Annotated in this window: 29 protein-coding genes; 12 read left to right on the plus strand and 17 right to left on the minus strand. The window is 70.5% G+C overall.

The features are described from left to right. Positions 1–104: 104 nt before the first annotated feature. Positions 105–1583, plus strand: a complete 1479-nt coding sequence (locus DL519_RS04865; RefSeq protein ID WP_190813067.1) for an APC family permease — start codon at positions 105–107, stop codon at positions 1581–1583. Continuing rightward, entirely contained in the window at positions 1573–2139 is a 567-nt protein-coding gene (locus tag DL519_RS04870) for a GNAT family N-acetyltransferase (protein WP_190813068.1), read from the plus strand. The genes DL519_RS04865 and DL519_RS04870 overlap by 11 nt, the downstream gene beginning before the upstream one ends. A gap of 257 nt (positions 2140–2396) precedes the next feature. On the opposite strand, the gene DL519_RS04875 is transcribed toward DL519_RS04870, so the two are convergent. Then, complete coding sequence (locus DL519_RS04875; RefSeq protein ID WP_190813069.1) at positions 2397–2609, minus strand: hypothetical protein; 213 nt, start codon at positions 2607–2609, stop codon at positions 2397–2399. A gap of 147 nt (positions 2610–2756) precedes the next feature. Next, on the minus strand, positions 2757–3932 hold the full coding sequence (locus tag DL519_RS04880; RefSeq protein ID WP_190813070.1) for an acyl-CoA dehydrogenase family protein: 1176 nt from the start codon (positions 3930–3932) through the stop codon (positions 2757–2759). A gap of 198 nt (positions 3933–4130) precedes the next feature. On the opposite strand from DL519_RS04880, the gene DL519_RS45645 reads away from it, so the two are divergent. Then, positions 4131–4367, plus strand: a complete 237-nt coding sequence (locus tag DL519_RS45645; RefSeq protein ID WP_223838446.1) for a helix-turn-helix domain-containing protein — start codon at positions 4131–4133, stop codon at positions 4365–4367. On the opposite strand, the gene DL519_RS04890 is transcribed toward DL519_RS45645, so the two are convergent. After that, positions 4340–4882, minus strand: coding sequence for a LutC/YkgG family protein (locus DL519_RS04890; protein WP_223838447.1), 543 nt, complete (start codon positions 4880–4882; stop codon positions 4340–4342). The genes DL519_RS45645 and DL519_RS04890 overlap by 28 nt on opposite strands. Positions 4883–4910: 28 nt before the next feature. Here DL519_RS04890 and DL519_RS04895 point away from each other — a divergent pair, with 28 nt between their 5' ends. Next, positions 4911–5081 carry a hypothetical protein gene (locus tag DL519_RS04895; protein WP_190813071.1) on the plus strand — a complete coding sequence of 57 codons (171 nt, stop codon included), beginning with the start codon at positions 4911–4913 and terminating at the stop codon, positions 5079–5081. A gap of 4 nt (positions 5082–5085) precedes the next feature. Here DL519_RS04895 and DL519_RS04900 read toward each other — a convergent pair whose 3' ends face one another. The 10 genes from DL519_RS04900 to DL519_RS04950 all read right to left on the minus strand — a co-directional run bounded on the left by DL519_RS04900 (position 5086) and on the right by DL519_RS04950 (position 13230). Beyond that, positions 5086–5889 carry an IclR family transcriptional regulator gene (locus DL519_RS04900; protein ID WP_190813072.1) on the minus strand — a complete coding sequence of 268 codons (804 nt, stop codon included), beginning with the start codon at positions 5887–5889 and terminating at the stop codon, positions 5086–5088. A gap of 23 nt (positions 5890–5912) precedes the next feature. Next, positions 5913–6311, minus strand: coding sequence for a 4-carboxymuconolactone decarboxylase (gene pcaC, locus DL519_RS04905; protein ID WP_223838448.1), 399 nt, complete (start codon positions 6309–6311; stop codon positions 5913–5915). After that, complete coding sequence (gene pcaD / locus DL519_RS04910) at positions 6308–7069, minus strand: 3-oxoadipate enol-lactonase (protein ID WP_190823767.1); 762 nt, start codon at positions 7067–7069, stop codon at positions 6308–6310. Before pcaD ends, pcaC begins: the two co-directional genes overlap by 4 nt. 440 nt (positions 7070–7509) lie before the next feature. Then, positions 7510–8283, minus strand: coding sequence for a CoA-transferase subunit beta (locus DL519_RS04920; RefSeq protein ID WP_190813073.1), 774 nt, complete (start codon positions 8281–8283; stop codon positions 7510–7512). Beyond that, a complete protein-coding gene (locus tag DL519_RS04925) occupies positions 8280–9101 on the minus strand; it encodes a CoA transferase subunit A (protein WP_190813074.1) in 822 nt (273 codons plus the stop codon). Before DL519_RS04925 ends, DL519_RS04920 begins: the two co-directional genes overlap by 4 nt. 544 nt (positions 9102–9645) lie before the next feature. Continuing rightward, positions 9646–10131 (minus strand): NUDIX domain-containing protein, encoded by a 486-nt coding sequence (locus tag DL519_RS04930; protein WP_190813075.1) that lies wholly within the window; start codon positions 10129–10131, stop codon positions 9646–9648. Between the two features lie 174 nt (positions 10132–10305). Next, positions 10306–10752, minus strand: coding sequence for a TSCPD domain-containing protein (locus DL519_RS04935; RefSeq protein WP_190813076.1), 447 nt, complete (start codon positions 10750–10752; stop codon positions 10306–10308). 56 nt (positions 10753–10808) lie between these two features. After that, the gene (locus DL519_RS04940) at positions 10809–11930 is read right to left on the minus strand and encodes a CapA family protein (RefSeq protein ID WP_190813077.1); all 1122 of its coding nucleotides are present in this window, start codon (positions 11928–11930) and stop codon (positions 10809–10811) included. Positions 11931–11941: 11 nt separating this feature from the next. Further along, complete coding sequence (locus DL519_RS04945) at positions 11942–12910, minus strand: DUF3048 domain-containing protein (protein ID WP_223838449.1); 969 nt, start codon at positions 12908–12910, stop codon at positions 11942–11944. A 68-nt stretch (positions 12911–12978) separates the two neighbouring features. Beyond that, the gene (locus DL519_RS04950) at positions 12979–13230 is read right to left on the minus strand and encodes a hypothetical protein (protein ID WP_397544926.1); all 252 of its coding nucleotides are present in this window, start codon (positions 13228–13230) and stop codon (positions 12979–12981) included. Positions 13231–13401: 171 nt separating this feature from the next. On the opposite strand from DL519_RS04950, the gene DL519_RS04955 reads away from it, so the two are divergent. Continuing rightward, positions 13402–14082: a FadR/GntR family transcriptional regulator gene (locus tag DL519_RS04955; RefSeq protein ID WP_190813078.1), complete on the plus strand. Its 681-nt coding sequence runs from the start codon at positions 13402–13404 to the stop codon at positions 14080–14082. Positions 14083–14102: 20 nt separating this feature from the next. On the opposite strand, the gene DL519_RS04960 is transcribed toward DL519_RS04955, so the two are convergent. Continuing rightward, positions 14103–14357: a hypothetical protein gene (locus DL519_RS04960; RefSeq protein WP_190813079.1), complete on the minus strand. Its 255-nt coding sequence runs from the start codon at positions 14355–14357 to the stop codon at positions 14103–14105. 147 nt (positions 14358–14504) lie between these two features. On the opposite strand from DL519_RS04960, the gene DL519_RS04965 reads away from it, so the two are divergent. The 3 genes from DL519_RS04965 to DL519_RS04975 all read left to right on the plus strand — a co-directional run bounded on the left by DL519_RS04965 (position 14505) and on the right by DL519_RS04975 (position 17315). Continuing rightward, positions 14505–15698 carry a dipeptidase gene (locus DL519_RS04965; RefSeq protein WP_190813080.1) on the plus strand — a complete coding sequence of 398 codons (1194 nt, stop codon included), beginning with the start codon at positions 14505–14507 and terminating at the stop codon, positions 15696–15698. Positions 15699–15816: 118 nt separating this feature from the next. After that, a complete protein-coding gene (locus DL519_RS04970) occupies positions 15817–16707 on the plus strand; it encodes an oxygenase MpaB family protein (RefSeq protein WP_190813081.1) in 891 nt (296 codons plus the stop codon). Continuing rightward, complete coding sequence (locus tag DL519_RS04975) at positions 16704–17315, plus strand: TetR/AcrR family transcriptional regulator (RefSeq protein WP_190813082.1); 612 nt, start codon at positions 16704–16706, stop codon at positions 17313–17315. Before DL519_RS04970 ends, DL519_RS04975 begins: the two co-directional genes overlap by 4 nt. A gap of 6 nt (positions 17316–17321) precedes the next feature. On the opposite strand, the gene DL519_RS04980 is transcribed toward DL519_RS04975, so the two are convergent. From DL519_RS04980 to DL519_RS50690, 3 genes are read right to left on the minus strand one after another with little or no spacing between them, the layout of a single operon-like run. Next, on the minus strand, positions 17322–17465 hold the full coding sequence (locus DL519_RS04980) for a TetR family transcriptional regulator (RefSeq protein WP_223838450.1): 144 nt from the start codon (positions 17463–17465) through the stop codon (positions 17322–17324). Beyond that, the gene (locus DL519_RS04985) at positions 17462–18160 is read right to left on the minus strand and encodes a hypothetical protein (RefSeq protein ID WP_449619117.1); all 699 of its coding nucleotides are present in this window, start codon (positions 18158–18160) and stop codon (positions 17462–17464) included. Before DL519_RS04985 ends, DL519_RS04980 begins: the two co-directional genes overlap by 4 nt. 5 nt (positions 18161–18165) lie before the next feature. Then, positions 18166–18336 carry a hypothetical protein gene (locus tag DL519_RS50690; RefSeq protein WP_449619118.1) on the minus strand — a complete coding sequence of 57 codons (171 nt, stop codon included), beginning with the start codon at positions 18334–18336 and terminating at the stop codon, positions 18166–18168. A gap of 366 nt (positions 18337–18702) precedes the next feature. Here DL519_RS50690 and hpnC point away from each other — a divergent pair, with 366 nt between their 5' ends. The 4 genes from hpnC to DL519_RS05000 are packed head-to-tail and all read left to right on the plus strand — an operon-like array spanning position 18703 to position 22824. Further along, a complete protein-coding gene (gene hpnC, locus DL519_RS04990; protein WP_190813083.1) occupies positions 18703–19611 on the plus strand; it encodes a squalene synthase HpnC in 909 nt (302 codons plus the stop codon). Then, positions 19608–20471, plus strand: a complete 864-nt coding sequence (hpnD, locus tag DL519_RS45650; protein ID WP_223838451.1) for a presqualene diphosphate synthase HpnD — start codon at positions 19608–19610, stop codon at positions 20469–20471. The genes hpnC and hpnD overlap by 4 nt, the downstream gene beginning before the upstream one ends. After that, a complete protein-coding gene (gene hpnE, locus DL519_RS04995) occupies positions 20468–21829 on the plus strand; it encodes a hydroxysqualene dehydroxylase HpnE (protein WP_223838452.1) in 1362 nt (453 codons plus the stop codon). The genes hpnD and hpnE overlap by 4 nt, the downstream gene beginning before the upstream one ends. Beyond that, a complete protein-coding gene (locus DL519_RS05000; protein ID WP_190813085.1) occupies positions 21826–22824 on the plus strand; it encodes a polyprenyl synthetase family protein in 999 nt (332 codons plus the stop codon). The genes hpnE and DL519_RS05000 overlap by 4 nt, the downstream gene beginning before the upstream one ends. Positions 22825–22827 lie beyond the last annotated feature (3 nt).

Below are 22827 nucleotides of genomic sequence, written 5' to 3' on the forward strand. Positions count from 1 at the left end.
GGAGGTCGCGCCCGTTCCACGGCACCGTGACGCCGGGAGGCGCCAAGCGCGGAATTCGCACCGCCACGCAACGAGAACCGATTATCCCCGTTAGGAGCGAGCTGTTGCCACCGTCCAAAGTGTCCGCCGCCCTGGCTCGCGCCCGCTTGGGCGTGACGTCGATCGTGTTCTTCACCGTCGCGGCCGCGGCGCCGGAAACGGTGGTCGGCGGCGGCGCGGTCAGCGGGTTCGCGGTCTCCGGGGTGACCGGGATCCCGCTGGGCTACCTGGCGATCGCGCTGGTCCTCGGGCTGTTCGCGATCGGCTACGTAACGATGTCCCAGCACGTGGAGAACGCGGGCGCGTTCTACGCCTACGTCGCCAAGGGGCTGGGCAGGGTGACCGGGACCGCGGCCGGTGGGGTCGCGCTGGTCTCCTACCTGATGATCCTGGCCAGCCTGGCCGGAGGTTTCGGGGTCGGTGCGTCCGGCTTCGTGCGGCAGGTCAGCGGCGTCTCGGTGTCGTGGTGGCTGCTCGCCGCCATCGGCCTGACGGTGATCGCGCTGCTCGGCGTGCTGCGCATCGACGTCAACGGTCGCGTGCTGGGCGTGCTGCTGCTCGCCGAGGTGGCGATCATCCTGATCTTCGACGCGGCGTTCGTGTCAGTGCCGTCGGAAAGCGGAGTCGTGCTGGACACGCTCAACCCCGACCAGCTGATCACCAGCGCGGCCGGGGTAATCCTGGTGATCGCCTTCACCGGGTTCATCGGGTTCGAGAACTCCACGGTACTGGCCGAGGAGGCGAAGAACCCGCGCACGGTGATCTACGCGACCTACATCTCGCTGGTGGTCATCGGCGGCTTGTACTCGCTGTCGACCTGGGCGATGACGGTGGCCACCGGCCCGGGCAACATCGTTTCGAAGGCCGGAACCCACTCCACGGAACTGCTTTTCGTGCTCGCCGGGGAGCGGCTGCCGGACGCGGTGGTGACCATCGGCTCGGCGCTGTACGTGACGAGCCTGTTCGCCGCGACGCTGTCGTTCCACCACGTCTGCGCCCGGTACTTCTTCGCGCTGGGCAGGGAAGGCGTCGGCCTGCACTGGTGGGGGACGACCAGCTCGCGCACCTCGGCCCCGGCGGCGGGCTCGGTGACCACCACCGCGATCGCGGTGGTCGTGGTGGCGCTGGTGGCGATCACCGGCTTGGACCCGATCACCTACCTGTTCTTCTGGGGAGCTTCGCTCGGCGCGCTCGGCGTGCTGACGCTGGTCCTGCTCACCTCGGTTGCGGTGGTCGGCTACTTCATCCGCGAGCGCGACCACGGGCACGGCAGGTGGCGGACCACCGTCGCACCGGCACTCGCCGCACTGATACTCGCGGTGGTGCTGTTCCTGACGGTGGCGTCGTTCGGCACTGTGCTCGGCGTGGACGACGGCGACCCGGCGGCCTGGATTCTGCCGCTGGGCTTCCTGGTCGTGCTCGTGCTCGGCGCGATCTGGGGCGCGGTGCTGAAGCGGGCCCGACCGCGGGCGTACGCGCGGATCGGGATGGGCGCCCGCGCCACCACGGTCCAGATCGACAAGGAGCCGGCCGATGTCCACTGAGGATGCGCGGGTGCGCACGCTGCTGCGGGCCTTCGGCGACGACGCCTTCGCCCAGTGGCTGGTACCCGACCAGGAGCACCGGCACCACGTGTACCGCGAGTGGTTCGCGATGGTGCTAGCGCACACCGAAACGGCCGGTCGAGTGATCACCGGCGAGGACGATCTCGCGGTCCAGGTCTGGCTTTCGGCGCGCACTGGACCGCCGGACATGCTCGACGAAGCAGGCGTCCAACGCCTGTTGGACCTGGCGGGACGCCGCGCGCACCGGTTCCGGGAATTCGGTGCCCTGAGTGCGGAACGCCACCCGCGCGAACCCCACGAGTACCTGGCCCTGATTGGTGTCGATCCCGCGGTGCAGGGCACCGGCGTCGGCTCCCGAGAACTCGGCGAAACCCTCCGGCGACTGGACGCAGACGGCCTACCATCCTACCTGGAGGCCAGCAGCCCCCGAAGCCGAAACCTCTACCTCCGCATGGGCTTCGAACCCCTCGGCGCCCCGATAACCCTCCCCGACGAAGGCCCCCACCTCTACCCGATGTGGCGCCCCGCCCAGTGATCACTATCGCGCCGTTGTCGACGAGCAGCCGACCCCCCCTCGTCGTCCAGCAGGTTCCCGTGCTCGACGCACCGAACCCCGGCCTCCAGCGCGCGGTTGATCGCCGCAGGCGGGTAGGCGTGCACGGTCACGTAGCGGCCGGCCGCGTACGCCTCGTCGACGATCGCGCGTAGTTCGTCGACCGCAGAACCGTGGTCGTCGTGACCCGGACCCCGGCGGTGCGCTTGTCACCATGCCCACCGCCCCGGCCGCGACGGTCAGGTCTCCGCGCCGACGTAGTCGAATTCCCAGGTTCCGTCCGGTCGCTTCCTGCCGCGCTCGTAGATCAGCAGCGGCGGTACGGCCTGGGCGTTGCGCGCCCGCGCGGGCAACGTGATGCGCGGGACCGGTTTGCCTGCCACGTCCGCGGAAACGGCGACCTCGTGACCGTCCTCCGGCCCACCGCGCAGCCGGACCCGGATCTCTGCCACGCGAATCTCCTTCGCTCGACCAAGTACTGCCTCGACCAACACTGCCGTGATCGTCGCCTCGATCGGCGACGACACTCCTTCGACAGCGGCGCGCGGAACTCGGTTCCGGCTGTCACTGAATCGTGTGGTCTGGCGGGAAGTCGATTGTCAGATCATCTCGGTGATGTTGGGTTCGACGCCAAGCAGCGCGCGGCCGAAAAGCTCGGCGCTGCTGGCCGGGTGTGCGAGCGCGTGCCGGCTGGCGGTCTGGATGTCGCGCAGGATGGCGTGCAGCGGGTCCGATTCGGACAGCGCCGCCGCGCCGTAGGCGGAGACGAGGTCGTCGACGGCCTCGCGGCACTGCCGCACCGCGTGGCTGGAGTGCTGCCGCAGCCGGGCGCGCTCCAGGTAGTCCGGATGGGTTCCGGACAGCGCGTGGCCGTCCACCACGGCCGCCGACCGGTGCGCGATCAGCCGCGCGACATCGATCTTCGTCGACGCCTCCGCCACGGCCAGCTGGAACGCGGTCGAATCGCGCTGGCGTTTGTAGCTGGTGAACGCGATGCCCTTGTGGTCGGCCTGGGACAGCACGTGCGCGAACGCTTCCTCGGCCATGCCGAGCAGCGGGGCGATCAGGAAGGTGGCCAGCGTTGGGACCAGGGCGGTGCGGTAGCGCGGGGAATCGTTGAGCTCGCGCGGGAACACGCCTCGCGTCGCCGGTTCCCGGCGCAGCACGCGGTGGTTGGGGACGAACACGTTCTCGCCGATCAGCAGGTTGCTGCCGGTCCCGCGCATGCCGAGGGTGAACCAGGTGTCTTTGACACGCAGCTCGTTCATCGGGATCAGGCCGAACGCGGCACCCGCCGGCTCATCGTGCTCCGGTAACGACATGCCAAGCATGGCCCAGCCGGAGTGCAGGCAGCCGGACGCCGGCGCCCAGTTGCCGCTGACCTCCCAGCCGCCGTCGACGCGCCGGGCTGCGGCCTTCGGCGCGAGCACCTGGCACACCTTGGTGTCCGGGTCGGTGCCGAAGACCTCTTCCTGGGCCTGGTCGGGGAACAGACCGGTGAGCCAGTCGCCGCAGCCGAGGATCAGCACCAGCCAGCCCGCCGCGGCGTCGCCCCGGGTTACCTCGGCGGTGGCGTCCATGACGGTGCGCAGGTCGGTTTCGAGGCCGCCGAACCGGCGCGGCACCCACGCGCGGAACAGGCCGGCCTCATCGAGTGCGGCGATCGACTGGTCGGCGAGCCTGCGTTCCTGCTCGCCCTCGGCCCGGTGCTGTTCCAGGAGTGGCCGCAGTGCCGCCGCCCGCTCGAGGAGATCCACCCGCTCGTCGGTCCCCATGCTCGGCTCCTCAAAAATCACTGAACTCGATGATCAGTGTGCACGGAGCGAGACCTGGAAGGGAGGCCCGGTCCGCAACTGCCTCAGCCTGGGCTCGGGGTTGTGGACCGCTTGGTGGAATGTGTTCAGGGTGTGGGGAATGTGATGGTCTGCTAGTTCACGGGAATTGCCGGTGCCCGCCGGTACTGTTCGGCGGTGATGAGCACGGTGTTGCAGGCGTACTGGTTCGCGCTGGACCCGAACCCAGAACAGGAGTCGGTGTTGCGGTCGCATTTTGGTGCGCAGCAGTTCGCGTTCAACTGGGGGCTGTGGCGCATCAAAGCCAACTGTGATCAGCGGAAAGCGGTATCGCCACGGGAAGACCCGCGCCGATCAGCGCGGGCCAAGGTCGGCGCCGAAAGGCGGACTCACGACACGTTCTCACACGTCTCGTGAACGGTGACCAGGACGTGGAGGGTCCGGGGACCGTGGACCCCTTCGACCCGGTTCAGCTCGACGTCGCTGGTTGCGGAGGGTCCGCTGATGAAGGTCATCGGCCGCGCCGGATCCAGGCGGTGCAGCGCGGCCGGGACGTCGTCGGCGACCTGCGATTCCTCGACGACGCAGATATGCACGTCCGGCACCAGCGTCACCGCGCGGTGGCCCTGGCCGGAGCCGTGGTCGAGCACGATCGTGCCGGTCGACGCGATGCCCACCATGGCTGTGGTGATCACCGTGTCGACGCGGTCCAGCTCGGCCGTGCCGATGCCCGTGCCGTCAACCAGCTCGAACTCCGCACGCAACGCATCGCACACCGACTGTGGTACCCCAGTCGGGGTAAGCACGCGACGGGCGCCGGCGGCGTGCGCGGCGGCCACGATCGCGGCGGGCAGTCCGCCGGGCCCGACCCGGTCCACAGTGGCCCGGTAGTCGGAGACCCGCTCGCAGAACAGCCCGACCAGGTCGGCCACCGGTCGTTCGGCGCGGTAGTCGCCGGGAATGCCCGACGACCTGGGCGACAAGTGGTTCCCGATCGCCGACGGGCTGCGCCACGACCACCGGATGATCCAGCAGGCGCTCGAAGCCGGCGACGCCACCGCGGCCGAGGAGCAGATGGAACGCCACATTCGCGGCTTCTACGGAAACGGCTGGGCGCAGGACCTGGCGTAGGCGATCAGCCTCGCCCGACCGCGCGGGAGGTCGGTGCGACGGCGAGGTCGGCGCCGATCCGGGCCGCGGTCGCCAGCAGCGGCGGCAGAAGGTTCTGGCGCGCGTCCTCGGGGCTGCTGCGGGAGGCGTGCGAGGAGATGTTCACGGCCGCGACCACCCGGTTCGAGCGGTCCCGGATCGGCGCCGCGATCGAGCGCAGGCCCGCCTCCAGCTCCTGGTCCACCAGCGCCCAGCCCTGCTCGCGGATGCGCGCCAGCTCGGCCTTCAACTCCGCCGGAGTCGTTATGGTGTGCGGGCCCAGCGGTTCCAAGTCCACTTCGGACAGATAGTCGTCCAGCTCGGCGGGGCCGAGGTCGGAGAGGATGACCCGGCCCATCGAAGTGGCGTAGGCGGGGAAGCGGGTGCCGATGTTGATCGACACCGTCATGATCCGTGAGGTGGGCACGCGGGCGACGTAGACGATGTCCGGGCCGTCCAGCACCGACACCGACGCCGACTCGTGCACCTCTGCCACCAGCCGCTCCAGGTACGGCTGGGCGATCTCCGGCAGCGACACGCTGGACAGGTAGGCGAAGCCCAGTTCCAGCACGCGCGGGGTCAGCGCGAAGATCCGCCCGTCGGTCCACACGTAGCCGAGGTGCACCAGGGTGTGCAGGAACCGGCGGGCCGCCGCGCGCGACAGATCGGTCGCGCGGGCGACCTCGGACAGCGTCATCTCCGGGTGTGACTCGTTGAACGCGCGGATCACCAGGAGCCCGCGCGCCAGCGACTGGACGTAACCACCGCTCGTGTCGGACACGGGCTCCATGGTGATCTCCTGTGGTCTCGGGGTCAGTCCGGCCGTTCTTCGCCGAGAATCGTATTGGCGATCGCGAAGTCGCTGTTCGCTCGGGGCGCCCCGGCGTAGATCGCGACGTGCATCAGCATCTCGTGGATGTGCTCCGGCGGCACGCCGTTGCGGCGGGCGGCCTTCACGTGCATCGCGAACTCGACCTCGCAGCCCACCGCAGCCAGGATCGCCAGCGTCAGCATGCTGCGGGTCTGCCGGTCGACGCCGTCGCCGCTCCACAGGTCGCCCCACGCGTAGCCGGTGATGAAATCCTGGAAGCCCTCGGTGAACGAGGTGATCTTGGCGTTGGCCCGGTCCACGTGCTCGTCGCCGAGGACCTGCCGGCGCACCTGCATGCCCTGCGCGTGCCGGGTTTCGTTGTCGAGGCGGTCGGGCGTCACAGGCTCCTCGTGAAGAGGTCCAGGAGCAGCCGGTTGACGGCCTCGGGCTGTTCGGCGTTGGCCAGGTGCGCCGCCGGGGACAGCACTTCCAGCCGGGCGCCCGCGACGGCAGCGGCGATCTGCTCGGCGTGCTCCGGGGGAGTGGCCGGGTCTTCGGCACCGGCGATCACCAGCGTCGGCGCGGTGATCTCGCCGAGCTTGGGCAGCAGGTCCATGTCGGCGATCGCCTCGCAGCAACCCGCATAGCCCTCGTCGTCGGCCGCGGCGAGCATGCCGCCGAACTTCTCGACGATGTCGGCCCGCCCGGCCAGTTCCGGCGTGAACCACCTCGGCAGCGACGGCTCGACCATCGCCTGGGTGCCCTTGTTGCGCACCACCGCGGCGCGGTCCCGCCACATCGACGCCGGGCCGAGATCGGCGGAGGTGCAGATCAGCGCGAGCCGGTCGATGCGCTCCGGTGCGTTCTCGGCGAGCCACATGCCGGTCATGCCGCCCAGCGACACCCCGGCGAAGTGCGCCCGGCGGATGCCGAGCGTGTCCAGCAGCGCCAGCACGTCGCCGCCGAGTTGCTTGAGCGTGTACGGGCCAGGCTTGCCGGGAGTGCCGCCGTGGCCGCGCTGGTCGTAGCGCAGCACCTGGAACTCCTGCGCCAGGGCCGGAACCTGCTCGTCCCACAACGTCAGGTCGGTGCCAAGCGAGTTGGACAGCACGACGACCGGAGCACCGTCCGGTCCGGTCAGCTTGTAGTTCACGTTCACCGGTTCTGCGCCCTTTTCGTTGATCTTGATCGCCACGCGGACGGCGTCGGCGCCGAGCGAGGCGAGCGTGCCCGCAGGGTCGCCGAGCTGCGCCGCAAGCCGTTCGCCACAGACGCGGTCGAGCACGGCGGTGGCCTCGTCAAAGCGCGGTGAGCCGGCCCGCGCAGCGGTAGCCGAACGTCGTCGGCAGCGCCTGCTGCAGCAGAGAGCGGGCGATCATCACCGTGTGCCGATGCGGCTCGGCCAGCCGGGCGCATTCGTCCGCTGCAGCCCGGGTCGCCGTCCGCCACGACCTCGGGACCGTCGGCCCAGCGGATGCCGCCGGGCAGGGCGTAGAACGGGCCGACCGTCTGAGATGGCGTGGTGCCCGGGGGATTGGTGGCAGCCATCAGTCGTCGTCCTCCTCTTCCTCGTCCTCGAACACCGAGCCCGCACATCGGTCATTTCGCGCCTCCCTCGATGGTTGTTTTGAGCTCCCGCAGAACCGTCAGTTCGGCCTCGGTGGGCGGCTGCTGCATGGCGGGTTCGTCGACGGCCTTCAGTGGCCAGCCGACGGCCTTTCGGGCCTGCTCGACCGTGGCGCCGGGGCTGAGCTGGGTGAGGGTCAGCTCGCAGGTGTCCGGGTCCGGTTCCAGCACGCCCAGGTCGGTGATCACCTTGACCGGGCCGCGGCCGCGCAGGCCGAGCGCCTCCCGATCGCCCTTGCCGGTGCCGTAGCCGACCGAGGTGATGAAGTCGAGCTTTTCCACGAAGCTGCGCGGGTTCATCCGCATCACGATGAGGACTTCGCGGCAGGACGCGGCGATCTCCGGGGCGCCGCCGGCGCCGGGCAGCCTGACCTTCGGGTTCGCGTAGTCGCCGCCGATCACGGTGGTGTTGATGTTGCCGAAGCGGTCCACCTGCGCGCCGCCGAGGAATCCGGTGTCGATGCGGCCGGGCTGCAGCCAGTAGTTGAAGATCTCGGGCACGCTGATCACCGAGTCGGCGGTGTCGGCCAGCACGCCGTCGCCGATGGACAGCGGCAGCCGGCCGGGCTTGGCGCCGAGCGTGCCCGATTCGTAGATCAGCACCAGGTTCGGGGCGTGCGTGCGCCGAGCCAGGTTCGCCGCGGTGCTGGGCAGGCCGATGCCGACGAAGCACGCCGTGCCGTCGCGCAGCGACCGGGCGGCACCGACGGTCATCATCTCGTCGGCGGTGAATTCGGGGGAGCTCATCGGGCGCTCCTCTCGGTGCCGAAGACCTCGGTCTCCAGCCAGTTCTCGAACTGTTCGCGGTCCCGGCCGATCGGGTCCCACTGCTGGTAGTAGGCGTTGTCGCGCTCGTAGTAGCCCTGCGCGTAGGACGGGGCGGCGCCACCGGGGACCGCCGCGACGGCGGTGACCACCCACTGGGGCAGCACGACCGCGCCGGGGCGCGGGGTGAGCTCGTCGACGATCTCCTCGACGGTGACCAGCGAACGGGCCGAGGCCAGCACGGTCTCTTTCTGCACGCCGGTGATGCCCCACATCTGCACGTTGCCCGCCCGGTCGGCCTGCTGGGCGTGGATGATGCCGACGTCCGGGTTGACCGCCGGCACGGCGGCCAGCCGCTGGCCGGTGAAGGGGCATTCGATCGTCTTGATCGTGTCGGTCTGCTCGGGCAGGTCGGTGCCCGCGTAGCCGCGCAGCACGGCGAAGGGCAGCCCGCTGGCGCCGGCGGCGTAGCGGTTGGCCATGCCTGCGTGGCTGTGTTCCTCGATTTCCAGCGGTACCGGCCAGGAGTTCTGGATGGCGTCGCGGAAGCGGTGCAGCGAGCCGACGCCGGGATTGCCGCCCCAGGAGAAGATCAGCTTCCGCGCGCAGCCCGCCCCGATCAGCTGGTCGTAGACGATGTCGGGCGTCATCCGGATCAGGGTCAGGTCCTTGCGGCGCTGGCGGATGATCTCGTGCCCGGCCGCGACCGGGATCAGGTGGGTGAAGCCCTCCAGGGCCACCGTGTCGCCGTCATGGACCAGCTCCGCGATGGCCTCGTCGAGCTGCAGGATGCGTGCCACCCTGACCACTCCTCGCTGTGCGCATAGTGAACGTTTGTGCTTTATGCGAACAGTACGACAGTTCGACGGCACGGGTCAAGGACGGAATCGTGGTTTCGCCAGGTCGGAGGCCCGAAACGGGCGGCCCCGCCTAGCGCGGCGGAGGCGATGCCCCGCCGCCGGCACTTGCTGTCGACGAAGAAGCACGTGATCCGCCAGTCCGGAAGGGCTCCCAGATCGGCGAGGTACGCACGCCGTGCTTGATCCGCGGCTGCTCATCGGTCAGTCGAACTGGCACCAGCCGACGCAGGTCGGGCCGTCGTACACGAGGGCAGCGTGAGCTCGGCCTTGTCGCACTCGAGATTCCTTGCTGGCCCGGTTCTGCGCGGCCGTCTTCGTACGGCTCACGCCTTCGGAGTGGAAGGCCATGCGCCAGCAGCCGCCCCACACACCGTTGTGCCTGTCGACCAGCTCAGCGAGTCGGGCCAGGTGGCTCGATCCAGAGCTCTCACCCACAAGCCTGTCACGTGGCTTCCCCTCAACTGCGAACGCCCGCGCGTCACTGTCAGAGGTAGCCAGTCTCGGGCAGGCCGGAGCAGGGCAGGTCGAAGACGTTGACCGCCGCGTCGGCGGCGGCGGTCGCCTGCTGGTAACCGGTCTCGCCCCAGGCGAGCAGGTCGCCGGCCTTGCCCGGGTGGACCAGCAGCCGCCGGTAGATCCGTCCGCTGTCCGGGTCGGGCTCCGACGGGTGCACGGTGGTGATCAGCGCGGCCATCCGGACCTGGGCGTACGGCGAGATGCCGTCGTCCACGCACTGGTAGCCCAGGTAGTGCGGTTCGCCGATGTCGACGGTGACCTCTTCCATGGTCTCCCGGCGCAGGATGTCGACATACTCGGCCTCGCCGGGCTCCGGTCGACCGCCCGGCAGCGAGTGCTTGTTGCCGTCGAGGCGGATCAGCAGCCGCCCGTCCGGGACGAACAGGAACCCGTACACCTGCCGCACCGGCAGGCCCTCGGGCACAGCGCTGGTGTGCCAGGTGAACTTGGGCATTGCTGCAGGTCCCTTCCACGGAGCTGGGAAAGATCACCTTAACCGAGGAACCAGCGGAATCCCCCGATCGCCGCGCGGCGGCTCAACCGAAATCCCGCACGATCTTGCCCACCGAACCGGAGCACAGGCCACGGGCCGCGTCCCGACCGGCAGCACCTCGTGCACGTGCGGCACTCAACGGGATTCGCTGTATATGCCGAGTTCTGCGCAGGTCGAGGCGTCGAGGTAGTCGAGGGCGAGGCGGCGGAAGACGTAGTCGGGCAGGGAGTGGGCGTACTCGATGTCCGGGTCGGTCACCGGGCCGCGCGGTTCGAACTGCATGCCTGCGTACTTCGCCACGTACTTCTCCAGTGGCACCCCGTGCTGCAGGCCCAGCGACACGGCGGCCGACAAGCTGTCCAGGAAGCCGCTGAGCGGGCTGCCCTGCCGGTCGACGCTCACCCAGACCTCGCCGAGCTTGCCGTCCGGATAGGCGTTGGTGGTGAGATGGCCCGTGACGCCGCCGATGTCGAAGCGGACCGTGTAGCCGCGGCGGCGGCGCGGCGGGTGCTGCCGCGCCACGCTCTGGTCCATCCGGATGATCCGGCGCGAGTGCGCCGGGGCGACGTCGGTGCGGGCCATGCCGGGAGGCGCTCCTTCGGATCGGTCGTCCTTTATGGACAATGCGGGACCGTACCTCAGCGCTGCGCCGGTGATGCGCTCGGGCGGCGGCTCGCGTGCAGCGTTCTGTTCGACAGCGCCACGGAGGTGCCGAAACCGGCGCTGATCCGGGCCAACGTGGCGCACAGCCATTCGGCGTCGGCGGCCGAGGCGGGGTGCAGGCGCATCCGCCTGGCCTGCATCGGCAGCATGCGCAAGTCGACGAGGTCACCGGAGGGGGCCAGCGACGCGAAGAACAGCAGGCGCAGGTCGTCCCGGTACTGCTCGTAGCCCGGGATGCCCTCGTAGTCGTCGATGAAATCGCCGCAGCCGTAGAGCACGAGCCGGTTGCGGTAGATCTCGATCGGCCGCGGGTGGTGCGAGGAATGCCCGTGCACCACGTGCACCCCGCCGTCGATCAGCCGGTGTGCGAAGCGGACCTGGTCGGCGCCGACGTGGTACTGCCAGTTCGTGCCCCAGTGCAGCGAGACGACCACGATGTCGCCGGGTCGGGTCCGCTCCCGGATCTCGCCGGTGATCTCGGCGGCCCAGCGATCGGAGAGGTCGGGCAAGAAGTTCACGCCCGACCGGTTCGCGGTTGCCGCCCAGCTCGCCGGGATGCCGCTGGACTCGGCGCCGTAACCGAAGACCACGACCCGACCGTGCGGGGTGCCGATCACAGCTGGCCGGTGCGCTTCGTTGGCGTCGTGCCCGGCGCCGACCCAGCGCAGGCCCGCCCCCGACAGCGCGTCGAGCGTGTCGGCCAGTCCTCGGCGGCCGAAGTCCAGGACGTGGTTGTTGGCCAGGCTGCACACGTCCGGCCGAGCGGCGCGCAGGCAATCCACGTTCGCCGGGTTCATCCGGTAGTGCACGCCCTTGTCCGGGGCGAACTCGCCGCCGCCGGTGATGCTGGATTCGAGGTTGATCACCCGCACGTCCGGCGCGGTCGAGTCGAGGGCGCGCAGCGCACCGCCCCAGGGCCAGCCGAAGCCGACCGGGCTGCTGATCGGACCGTTGCGCGCTTCGGCCGCCGCGACGTAACTGCGCGCGTCCCGCAAGTAGTGCTCGTGCAGGACGGGGTTGCCGGGGTGCGGCAGGATCTGGTCGACGCCACGACCGGGCATCACGTCGCCGCAGAGGAACAGCCGGATCAAATCCATCCCGCGCCCCCTCACGGCGTCAGCACGATCCACACCTGACCGGACGTGGGCAGCAGCGCCTCGCCCGAAGGCCCGGCGTAGGTGGCGGCTGCGTCCGGGGCGGGCCGGGACCAGGTGCCGTTGAACGCCCGCCCGTCACGGAGCACGGTGACCGGGCCGCTGCCGACCGTCTCGGCGATCGGCGAGGGGTTCCCCGCGACGTCGTGGATCGCCGACTCACGGACCTTGACCCGCTCGATCACCACGGTCGGCGGGCCGAGCCGGCCGCTGTCGACGGCCGCGTACGGGGCCCCGTCCATCGACACCAGCCACCGCTGCTCTCCAGCGGACCAGTCGAAGCCGACGGTGGCGGACGGGAAGGTGACCTCGTAGTGGCCCGTTGGGGTCCCGCCGCCAGGGGCGGGGCCGGGGGTGAGCCGGTTCTGGCCGGGCCACTGCGCGCCGGGCGGCAACTTCGAAGGGTCGACGAACAGGTTGTGCGGGACGGGCCGCGACTCGTCGCGGGTGAAGGCCGCGGGCTGGTGCGCGTCGGAGGCGTCGGTCACCGGTGCCGCCGCGATGAGCGGCAGCAGCTCGGGCGCCGCGCCGGAATACGCGAGCGTCGGGTGCCCGAACTGGGGGAGCAGTTCCGCATCGGTCTCCCGGGCGCTGCGCACCGGCCCGATCTCCGGCGGCTGGTGCGACGCGAAGATTCCCAGCAGGCGGCTGTAGCCGCCCTCTACCGGTTCGACGTAGACCACGTCAGCAGCGCCGATGCCGACCGGCGGCCGGGCTTCGGGTACGTTGTCGATCTTCACCGCGAGCACCGCCGGGCCCGGAGGCGGAGCGGGGGCGGGGGTGGTGCTGGCGGGAGGCGGGGATTCCGGCCGCGAAGGGTACCCGGCGCGCGGCGTCGAGAACAGGCCACAGGCGGCCATACCGAACACCGCGAGCAGAATCAGCGCCGCTGCGAACAGCACGCGCATGTGCCCGCGCCGCATGATTTCTCCCGGAATCCCTCCGGGTTCCAGGCTACGCCCGCGACGGGTTCACTTCTGCGGCTGCGCGGTCAGCGCCAGGCGAAGACCGGCTGTCCAGGTCGGCCACCCGGGTGTCCCCGCAGTGCTTGCAGGACGACCTCGCGGAACTGGGGCAGGACCGCCGCCGTCGGGGCGTGGACGAGGGTGTCCAGCAGCGGCAGCTGGATGACGGGCCGGCCGGATTCGGCGATCGCCACGAACCTGGGCGCGACGTCCAGCTGCCCGGGTTTCGAGGTGGCCCGTGCGTGTTTTTCGGTGCTATAGCGCCTGAAACCGCTCACGGAACTTGGCCGGCATCGCCGAGGCCGGCCACCGGGGCCTGCACGCCGCCCCACGCCACGGGACCCGGCGGGCGAGCCGTGGTGCCCGGAGGTGGGTGTGCTGGTCGGGGAGAGGACGTCGGACGTAGGATGTTCGGCGACGTTGTTGGTGCTTGACCGGTGGAGGGCTTGATGGCGGGTGGGGGCAGGTTGCTTCAGGACAAGGTCGTGGACCTGATCCTGGAGGCCGGGCTTCCACCAGGCGCACCGTTGCCGAGCGAGCCGCAGCTGATGGCCCAGTTCGGCGCTAGCCGGAACTCCATCCGGGAGACCCTGCGAGCGTTGCACACGCTCGGCATCGTCGACATCCGTCACGGGTACGGGACCTTCGTCGGCGAGGCGCCGGTGACCGCGCTGCTGCCCGGGCTGTTGTTCCGCGCTCGGCAGTCCGCTCGGCAGGACGCCTCCACGCTGGCCGACTTCATCCAGCTCCGGCGGATCCTGGAAACCGCGTTGATCTCCGAGGTGCCCCGGCACGCCGACGATGAGTTGATCGGCGAGCTCGAAACCTGCATCGCCGAGATGCGTAGCGGCGATGTCGTCGAGGCCGACCGGCGGTTCCACCAGGCGCTCTACCGGCCCGTCGGCAATGAGATCGCGGTCCAGCTCATCGACCTGTTCTGGACCGTCTACCACCGCGTGGAAGCCGAGATCGACCGTCCCGAGGTGGTGCGCGACGAGATCGGTGACGAGCACCAGCGCATCGTCGATGCGATTCGCGCCGGTGATTCCGATGCGGCGGCAGAGGAGATGGCCCGGCACTTCTCCGGCATAGAGCGGCGTTCGCGGCGCTTCGTCGACAAGCAGCGGTAGCCCGCGCAGCAGCTGGCGGCCTACGCGCCGTGGACCCCCTGGCGGTCGATGCCCGGGTGGTCGTGCCGGGGCTGGTCCTCCGCGTCGGGTGGAAACTGGTGCGGGCTCAGGCGGGCGATGTGCTCGTCGATCAGTACGTCCAGCTCCGCCAGGCGGGCACGCAGCGCCTCGGCGCGGCGGCGGGAGGCGCTCGGCAACTGCGCCGCCAGGTGCCCGTACTCGGCGAGCACCGTGGGCAGATCGTTGCCGTCCTGCTGCCTGGGGATGTGGTCCATGGCTTGATGGTGCGGCCCGTGACGGGATTCGTCGATTCGATCAGTGGCGGCACCGATGCGCGTGGCGGCCGGGGCCGTTCGACGCCGGATATGCTCGCCGCATCGGGTTCACCCGATGGGATGATCTCGGGAGATTGGGGTGTGGAGATGACCGACAAAGCCGCGCTGGTGCGGGCACGGACGCTGCTCGCCGAGCACCCGGTGATCGACGGGCACAACGACCTGCCTTGGGCGCTGCGCGAGCAGGTCGGCTACGACCTGGACCGCTGCGACATCGCCCAGGACCAGTCGGCGCGGCTGCACACCGACCTGGCCCGGCTGCGCGCCGGCGGCGTCGGCGGCCAGTTCTGGTCGGTCTACGTTAAGGCCGAGTATCAGGGCGACAAGGCGGTCAGCGCCACGATCGAGCAGATCGACTGCGTGCGCGCCCTCGTCGCGCGCTACCCGGACCACCTGCAGCTCGCTCGCACCGCCGACGAGCTGGAGGCCGCCCGCGCCAACGGCCGCATCGCCTCGCTGATGGGCGCCGAGGGAGGCCACTCCATCGCGTGTTCACTGGCCACCTTGCGCGCCCTGCACGAACTGGGCGTCCGCTACCTCACGCTGACCCACAACGACAACGTGCCGTGGGCGGACTCGGCCACCGACGAACCGGCCGCGAAGGGCCTGACCCGCTTCGGCGTCGAGGTGGTGCGCGAGATGAACCGGCTGGGCATGCTGGTGGACCTTTCGCACGTCGCCCCCGACACCATGCGGGACGCGCTGGGCGCCACCCGAGCCCCGGTGATCTTCTCGCACTCCTCGGCACGGGCCGTCTGCAACCATCCGCGCAACATCCCTGACGACGTGCTGGCCGCGCTGCCCGCCAACGGTGGCGTTGCGATGGCGACCTTCGTGCCGAAGTTCGTGCTTCCTGAAGCGATCGAATGGAGCAAGCGGGCCCAGGACGTGCTGAGCGAGCAGGGCTTCGATCCGCTGGACACGACGCCCGAGGCACTGGAGGCGCTGCGGGCGTACGAGGCCGCAAATCCGCGGCCGGTGGCCACCGCCGGAACCGTGGCCGACCACCTCGACCACATGCGCGAGGTCGCGGGCATCGACCACATCGGCATCGGCGGCGACTACGACGGCACCGCCTTCACCCCGCAGGGCCTGGACGACGTCGCCGGGTACCCGAACCTGATCGCGGAGCTGATCACCCGGGGCTGGTCCGAGGCCGACCTCGCCAAGCTCACCTGGCACAACGCCGTGCGCGTGCTCCGCGACGCGGAGCACGTGGCCCGCGACCTCCAGCGCACCGAACGCCCCTCGATCGCGACCATCGATCAGCTGGACGGCTGATGCGGAGCTGATCCGCTAGGCCGGTTCGGGCGAGACTGTGAGACGGTTGTTGACCAACTGTCTCACCGCTCGCTACGGTCGCGGCAATCGAACACGGCCCGAGACGAGGTGCTGCGCAATGAGGCGTTTCGACCGGCTGGAGCGGATCCTCGCGCTCGATCCCGATCGTGACTGCGAGGAGATCTACCGGCTGCTCGCCGAGTACGAATTCCCCTGGGACATCACCAAGGCCCTGGAGTTCGCGCTGTTCCGAACCTACGCGGTGTCCCGCATCGGCCGGCTGCTGGACCACACCGGCGAATTCACCGGGTCCGCGCAGAAGCGCTACGACGACACCGTGCTCGTCCTCTACGAGATCTTCCACAGAGGCACCACCAGCGACCGCGGGCGGCAGGCGCTGGAACAGCTCAACGCCATCCACGGCCGGTACAGGATCAGCAACGACGACTACGCCTACACGCTGTCGACGTTCGTGGTGACGCCGGTGCGCTGGATCGAGCAGTTCGGCTGGCGGAAGCTGCACCCGCGCGAGGTGCGGGCGCTGACCAACACCATGCGGCGGCTCGGCGAGGGCATGAAGCTCTCCGGAATCCCGGAGACCTACGCGGAATTCGAGCTGCTCTTCGACGACTACGAGCGCGAGCACTTCGCGTTCGACGCGGGCGGCCGCCGGGTCGCCGACGCGACGCTGGACCTGTTCGGCTCCTGGTATCCGCGGTTGCTATCCCCGGCCGTGGCGCGGGCGGCGCGGTTCCTAATGGAGCCGCACCTGCTGACCGCCTTCGGCTTCCCGCAGGTCGGGAACGTCGGCCGCAAGGCCGTCGAGGCGGCGCTGAAGGTGCGCGCCGAGCTCGTGCGAGTGGGGCCGGTCCGGCCGGATTCCAGCCCGGTCGGGCCCGATCCGATGTCCTATCCGGACGGTTACGAGATCGCCGACCTCGGGCCGGACTCGTTTCACCGCTACCAGGCCAAGCGCCGGGCGAAGCAGACCTGCCCGGTGGCCACGTGACACCCGGTGCGTTGGAAGGCGCTTTGCAGCGCCCGATCTCGGAACCCGCCGATGATCGAGTGCTGGACGCGGCCCGGGAAGCGTTTGAGGACATCGGGATCCAGCGGACGACGATGCTCGAAATCGCGCGCCGCGCCGGGCTCGGGCGCGCCACGGTGTACCGGCGCTTCCCGGACCGGGACGCGGTCGTGGCGGCGGTGCTGTTGCGGGAGGTGCGAGGCTTCCTGGCCTGGCTGGACGAGCGGATCGACCACATCGAGGACCCCGCCGAGCAGACTGTGGAGTGCTTCGTCGCGGTCGTCACCGGACTGCGCGCGCATTCGCTGCTGAACCGGCTGCTGACGCTCGAACCGGCGGCGGCGCTGCCGGCGTTGACCGTGGACGCCGGTGCCGTGCTCGCGGCCGCCCGCGGCTACCTGGCCGAGAAGCTGCGCCGGCATCAGCAGGCCGGTCGGCTGCGGCGCTTCGACCCCGAGCCCGTCGCGGAGGTGTTCGTGCGGCTGGCGCACTCGATGCTGCTCACTCCGCATGGCTGCATCCCGGCGGAGGACGACGCGCGGTCCCGAGCCTTCGCTCGCGCCCACCTGGTCCCCGTGATCGCCGGTTAGAGCTGGTCAGCGGCCGGGCCACCCCACGGCCCTGGCGATGTCCGATGTGGACACCCGCGAGTAGCAGCCCTGGCCGAACAGCCGCCGGGCGACCGCCAGGATCTGCTTCCGCCGCTGGTCCGGTGCCAGCCGCTTGGCGGGCGTGGTCATCGCTGGGATTCGGTGTAGAGCCGGTCGATCTCGGCGGCGTAGCGTTCGACGATGACCCGCCGCCGTAGGCTCAGCTTCGGGGTCAGCTCGCCGGATTCGGCGGTCCAGGCGACGTCGAGCACCCGGTGCGCCTTGACCTGTTCGGCGCGGGACAACGCCTTGTTCGCCTGCGCGACGGCGTGGTCGACCTCGCGCAGCACGGCGGAATGCGCGGCCAGCGAGGCGGGGTCGACGGCGTCGATGCCGTGCGTCTTCGCCCACGCCGGTGCGGCCTCCTCGTCCAGCACGACCAGCGCCGTGACGTACGGCGGGCGGTCACCGATCGCGACCGCCTGGCCGACCAGCGGATGGGCCCGCAGCAGCGATTCGACCCGGGTCGGGGCGATGTTCTTGCCGCCCGAGGTGACGAGGATGCCGCTGCCGCGAAGGTCCGCGTAGGTGACGAAGCGCGGATCTCCGGGCGGGATGATCGACGGATCCAGCACCACCACGGTGCGCAGGCCGGGCAGGTCGTCGATGATCGGGCGCCACCGGGCCCACTGCGCGGCGCCCTCCAGCACGACCACCGCTGCCGCGCTGTGCCGGGCGATGTAGCGGATCTGGTCGGTGCTCGACGTGTCGTAGAGCGTGCAGGAGATCGCCCCGAGGTGGGCGGCGGCGAGGTCCGACGCCCAGTGCCCGGGTCGCTTGGACATGGCGATCAGCATGCGGTCGCCGCGGCCGAGGCCGTGTGCCGAGAGCCGTTACCGCAACGGGTAACGATCCCGGTGGTGAGCGCGGGCCGGTCGGGGTGGTCGCGGGCGTTGCGGCGAAGGAGTTCGGTGATGGTCAGGCCTTCGACGGCGGCATGGACCTGCTCTGCTGTCGTCACGTTGCGTTCCCTTCGTCGCGAACCAACGGGGCGGACCTGGGAGAGCGCGGACAACGGTCTTGGGTTGTTGCCCGGATGTCAATGCACGCCGCCCGATTGTCGGCGCAGGGGAATCGGTGCCGGAGAGGCTGTGACCGGCGGATTGTTGACGTCGTGCCAGTTCGGTCGGAGCGGGCTCGGCGGCCCCGTCCGGTCCACCGTGGTGATCGGCCCTGCGTCCTATGTAGACCACGACGGTCTTCTGGTCGAACAATGTTACGAATCATGGGAAAACTCGGCGCATCGTTGCTCGCCCTGCGGTGCCGCATAGGTGCTCATACGATGCCGAATGCGCCTCCTGGTCGGCGGGGATAGGAGGAGGGTTCGATGGTCTTGTCGCTGCCTGATAGCGCGGTGTACGGCGGGGATTCCGAAAACTCGGACGGGTTGCCACGTTCGGGTGATTTTCCGCGGAGTGCCGCGGTGCTCGCCCGGATGCGGTCGGAGAACTTCCCGGTCGCCGCCCGGATCCTGCCGCGCGGGCTGCGGCGGCACCTGCACGCCCTGTACGGCTTCTTCCGGCTGGTCGATTACGCCGGGGACGAGGCTCCCGGCAACCGCGGGGCGCTGCTCGACTTCCTCGAAATCGATCTCAAGCGCGCCTACCAGGGAACGGCTCGGATTCCGATGCTGCGTTCGCTGACACCGACGGTCGCCGAGTGTGCCATTCCGCACGAGGTGCTGGTCAAGCTGATCGACGCCAACCGGCAGGACCAGCAGGTGCGGCGCTACCGCAGCTTCCCGGACCTGCTCGACTACTGCGCCCTGTCCGCGAACCCGGTCGGGGAAGCGGTGCTGCACGTCTTCGGGCGGGCCGAACCCGCGCTGATCACGCTGTCCGACCGGATCTGCAGCGCGCTGCAGATCCTGGAGCACTGCCAGGACATCGCCGAGGACTACCGCCAGGACCGGGTGTACCTGCCGACCGACGACATGCAGCGCTTCGGCTGCGAGGAACCGGAACTGGTCGCCGACCGCGCCTCGACGATGCTATGCGGGCTCGTGAAGTACGAAGTGGACCGCGCGCGCCGGATGCTCGACGCCGGCGCGCCGCTGGTCGGGGAGCTGTCCGGGATGGCCCGGATAGCGGTGGCCGGTTATGTCGCGGGCGGACGTGCCACGGCGGCCGCGTTCGCTGCGGCGAAGCACGATCCGCTCGGCTTCGACGTGCGGCCGGGGCGGGGGCGGACCTTCGCCGAATGGGGGCGGTTGTACGTGTTGGGAGGCATTTGGTGACCGATTGGGCCTGGATCCGGGACGCCTACCTGGAGTGCGAGCAGATCACCCGGGAACAGGCGCGAAACTTCTCCTACGGGATCCGGCTGCTGCCCGGCCCGAAGCGGCGGGCGCTGTCGGCGGTCTACGCCTTCGCCCGCCGCGTGGACGACATCGGCGACGGCGACCTGCCGCGCGAGGGGAAGCTGCGGAGCCTGAAGCAGGCACGCGAGGCGATCCACGCGGCGAGCATCGGCGCCGCCGACCCGGTGCTGGTGGCGCTGGCGGACGCGGCGGCGCGCCTGCCGGTGCCACTGGCGGCCTTCGACGAGCTCATCGACGGCTGCGAGGCCGATGTCCGCGGCGTGCGCTACGGCACCTTCGAGGAGCTGCTGCACTACTGCCGCTGCGTGGCCGGATCGATCGGACGGCTGTCACTGGGCGTGTTCGGCACCATCGACCCGCCCACGGCCGAGCGACGCGCGGACGCGCTCGGTGTCGCGCTGCAGCTGACCAACATCCTGCGCGACATCCAGGAGGACCAGCTGGCCGGGCGGGTCTACCTGCCTGCCGAGGACCTCGAGAGGTTCGGCGTTCGGCTGGAGCCGGGCAACGGGCGGGTCGAGGACCTGGAGAGGTGGGACCGGCTGATCCGGTTCCAGGCCGCCCGCGCTGGGCAATGGTACGCCGAAGGGCTTCGGCTGCTGCCGATGCTCGACCGGCGCAGCCGGGCGTGCTGCGCGTCGATGGCGGGCATCTACCACGAACTGCTGGCCCGCATCGCCGCCGACCCGCGTGCCGCGCTGCACCAGCGGGCCTCGCTGTCCGGCTGGCGGAAGGCGGGCGTCGCGGCGCGGTCGCTGGCGGGGATGACACCGTGAGCCGGGGGCGCGTGGTGGTGGTCGGCGGCGGCCTGTCCGGGGTGACGGCGGCGCTGCGCTGCGCCGAACTGGGATTCGAGGTCGAGCTGCTGGAGACGCGCCCCAGGCTGGGCGGCGCGACTTACTCCTTCGTGCGCGGCGACCTCGTGGTGGACACCGGGCAGCACGTCTTCCTGCGCTGTTACACCGCCTACACCGGCCTGCTGCGGCGGCTCGGCGTCGCCGACTCGATCAGCGTGCAACCCCGGTTCCACGTCCCGGTGCTCAGCCCCGGCGGCCGGGCTTCGGTGTTGTGCCGCTGGAACCTCCCGGCACCGGCACACCTGACCCCGACGCTGCTGGGATACCGCATGCTGACCGCGGCGGAACGGATGCGGGTGGCGCGCACCGCGCTGGCGCTTCGGCGGCTCGATCCGGCCGACCCCGCGCTGGACGACATCAGCCTCGGGCAGTGGCTGAGGCAGCGCGGCGAGTCGCCGCGCGCCGTCGATGCGCTGTGGGGGTTGTTGGCGTTGGCGGCGCTCAACGCCGAGCCCGCGGACGCGTCGATGGCGTTGGCGGCCAAGGTGTTCCGGACGGGCGTGCTGGACACATCCGACAGCGCCGACATCGGGATTCCCCAGGTGCCGCTGGGACAATTGCATGGCGAAGCCGCCCACCGCGCGTTGCTGGAAGCGGGTGTCGGCATCCGGCTCCGCTGCAAGGCTCGGGCGATCCGCCACTCCGGCACGGGTTTTCAGGTCCCAGTGCGCGAGAACACCGGGGAATCGGTGCTCACCGCGGACTCGGTCGTCGTCGCGGTCCCGCACCGCGCGGCGGCGACGCTTGTGGCGGACCTCCCGATACCGGGCGTGGCGACGTGGGCGAAGCTGTCCGCGGCACCGATCGTCAACGTTCACGTGCTCTACGACCGGCCGGTCACCAGCCTTGAGATGGCCGCTGTGCTGGACTCCCCGGTGCAATGGGTCTTCGACCGGACAGCCATCTCCGGCGCACCCCGCGGGCAGTACCTGGCCGTCTCGCTTTCCGCCGCGCAGGAGCACGTCCAGGCGCGCACTGATTACCTGCACGACCTGTTCATCCCCGCGCTGCGGCAGGTCTTCCCGTACGCCCGCAGCGCGCGGGTCCTCGACTTCTTCGTCACCCGCGAGCCCAGCGCGACCTTCCGGCAGGCGCCCGGCACCGCCGCGCTCCGGCCGCAGGCCCGCACCGCGGTGCCCGGCCTGGTGCTCGCCGGGGCGTGGACCGCCACCGGATGGCCCGACACGACTGAGGGAGCGGTGCTCAGCGGTACCCGCGCCGCCGAGGTAGTGGATCTGGACCAGCGCTCGCAACATGGCGTGGAGGTGACCGCATGACGACCGTTCTGCCACCAGCCCTGCAAACCGCCAGGGAGGCGGTGGATCCGGTGCTGCGCAACGCAGTGGACCGCCTCGACCCGGACACCCGCCGGGTGTGCGAGTACCACTTCGGCTGGAGCGACGCCGACGGCTCCCCGGGAGGTGGTGGCGGGAAGGCCCTGCGGCCGGCGATGGTGCTGCTGTCCGCGCGCAGCGTTGCCACCGCGGGGGATCCGATCGTCGCGGCGGCCGCGGTGGAACTCGTGCACAACTTCTCCCTGCTGCACGACGACGTGATGGACGGCGATACCTCCCGCCGCCACCGGGGGACCGCGTGGACCGTCTTCGGAAAACCGGCAGCGCTGCTGGCCGGGGACGCGTTGCTGGCGCTGTCCAACGAGATACTGCTGGAATCGCCGTCGCGCCATGCGGCGGCAGCGGCCCGGTCGCTGTCCATCGCGACCCGCGTCCTGATCGCCGGGCAGGCCGCCGACCTGGGCTTCGAGTGCCGCGCCGAGGTCGGGTTCGATGAATGCCTGCAGATGGCGCACGACAAGACCGCCGCGCTGCTCGCCTGCGCCTCATCCATCGGCGCGCTCCACGTCGGCGCGCCGCGGGAAACCGTGGCCCGGCTGCACGCCTACGGCACCGAACTGGGGATGGCCTTCCAGCTCGTCGACGACCTGCTCGGCCTGTGGGGCGACCCCGACGTCACCGGTAAGCCCGTGCTGTCCGACCTGCGGGCCCGCAAGAAGTCGGTGCCGGTCGTGCACGCGCTGAGCTCCGGGACCGCCGCCGGCGATCGGCTGCACCGGCTGTACGCGCAGGCCGAACCGCTCACCGAGGACCAGCTGCAGGAGGCCGCCGAAATGGTGCAGCGGGCCGGCTCGGCGGACTGGACCCGCCAGGAGTGCGAGCGGCGGCTGGCCGCCGCCGACGAATACTTGTCCGATGGCGACGTGACCGAGTCGCTGACCGAGCTGGCCGAGTTCATCGTACGGAGGAAGCTTTGACCG

The organism is Saccharopolyspora pogona, from assembly GCF_014697215.1.
Taxonomy (GTDB): domain Bacteria; phylum Actinomycetota; class Actinomycetes; order Mycobacteriales; family Pseudonocardiaceae; genus Saccharopolyspora; species Saccharopolyspora hattusasensis.

Bases quoted from the DNA above. Each gene is read 5' to 3' on its own strand.
- DL519_RS04870 (WP_190813068.1), top strand. From the start codon at position 1,573: ATGTCCACTGAGGATGCGCGGGTGCGCACGCTGCTGCGGGCCTTCGGC.
- DL519_RS04880 (WP_190813070.1), bottom strand. From the start codon at position 3,932: ATGGGGACCGACGAGCGGGTGGATCTCCTCGAGCGGGCGGCGGCACTG.
- DL519_RS45645 (WP_223838446.1), top strand. From the start codon at position 4,131: ATGAGCACGGTGTTGCAGGCGTACTGGTTCGCGCTGGACCCGAACCCA.
- DL519_RS04895 (WP_190813071.1), top strand. From the start codon at position 4,911: ATGCCCGACGACCTGGGCGACAAGTGGTTCCCGATCGCCGACGGGCTG.
- DL519_RS04900 (WP_190813072.1), bottom strand. From the start codon at position 5,889: ATGGAGCCCGTGTCCGACACGAGCGGTGGTTACGTCCAGTCGCTGGCG.
- DL519_RS04920 (WP_190813073.1), bottom strand. From the start codon at position 8,283: ATGAGCTCCCCCGAATTCACCGCCGACGAGATGATGACCGTCGGTGCC.
- DL519_RS04930 (WP_190813075.1), bottom strand. From the start codon at position 10,131: ATGCCCAAGTTCACCTGGCACACCAGCGCTGTGCCCGAGGGCCTGCCG.
- DL519_RS04935 (WP_190813076.1), bottom strand. From the start codon at position 10,752: ATGGCCCGCACCGACGTCGCCCCGGCGCACTCGCGCCGGATCATCCGG.
- DL519_RS04940 (WP_190813077.1), bottom strand. From the start codon at position 11,930: ATGGATTTGATCCGGCTGTTCCTCTGCGGCGACGTGATGCCCGGTCGT.
- DL519_RS04945 (WP_223838449.1), bottom strand. From the start codon at position 12,910: ATGCGGCGCGGGCACATGCGCGTGCTGTTCGCAGCGGCGCTGATTCTG.
- DL519_RS04955 (WP_190813078.1), top strand. From the start codon at position 13,402: ATGGCGGGTGGGGGCAGGTTGCTTCAGGACAAGGTCGTGGACCTGATC.
- DL519_RS04960 (WP_190813079.1), bottom strand. From the start codon at position 14,357: ATGGACCACATCCCCAGGCAGCAGGACGGCAACGATCTGCCCACGGTG.
- DL519_RS04965 (WP_190813080.1), top strand. From the start codon at position 14,505: ATGACCGACAAAGCCGCGCTGGTGCGGGCACGGACGCTGCTCGCCGAG.
- DL519_RS04970 (WP_190813081.1), top strand. From the start codon at position 15,817: ATGAGGCGTTTCGACCGGCTGGAGCGGATCCTCGCGCTCGATCCCGAT.
- DL519_RS04980 (WP_223838450.1), bottom strand. From the start codon at position 17,465: ATGACCACGCCCGCCAAGCGGCTGGCACCGGACCAGCGGCGGAAGCAG.
- DL519_RS04985 (WP_449619117.1), bottom strand. From the start codon at position 18,160: ATGTCCAAGCGACCCGGGCACTGGGCGTCGGACCTCGCCGCCGCCCAC.
- hpnC (WP_190813083.1), top strand. From the start codon at position 18,703: ATGGTCTTGTCGCTGCCTGATAGCGCGGTGTACGGCGGGGATTCCGAA.
- DL519_RS05000 (WP_190813085.1), top strand. From the start codon at position 21,826: ATGACGACCGTTCTGCCACCAGCCCTGCAAACCGCCAGGGAGGCGGTG.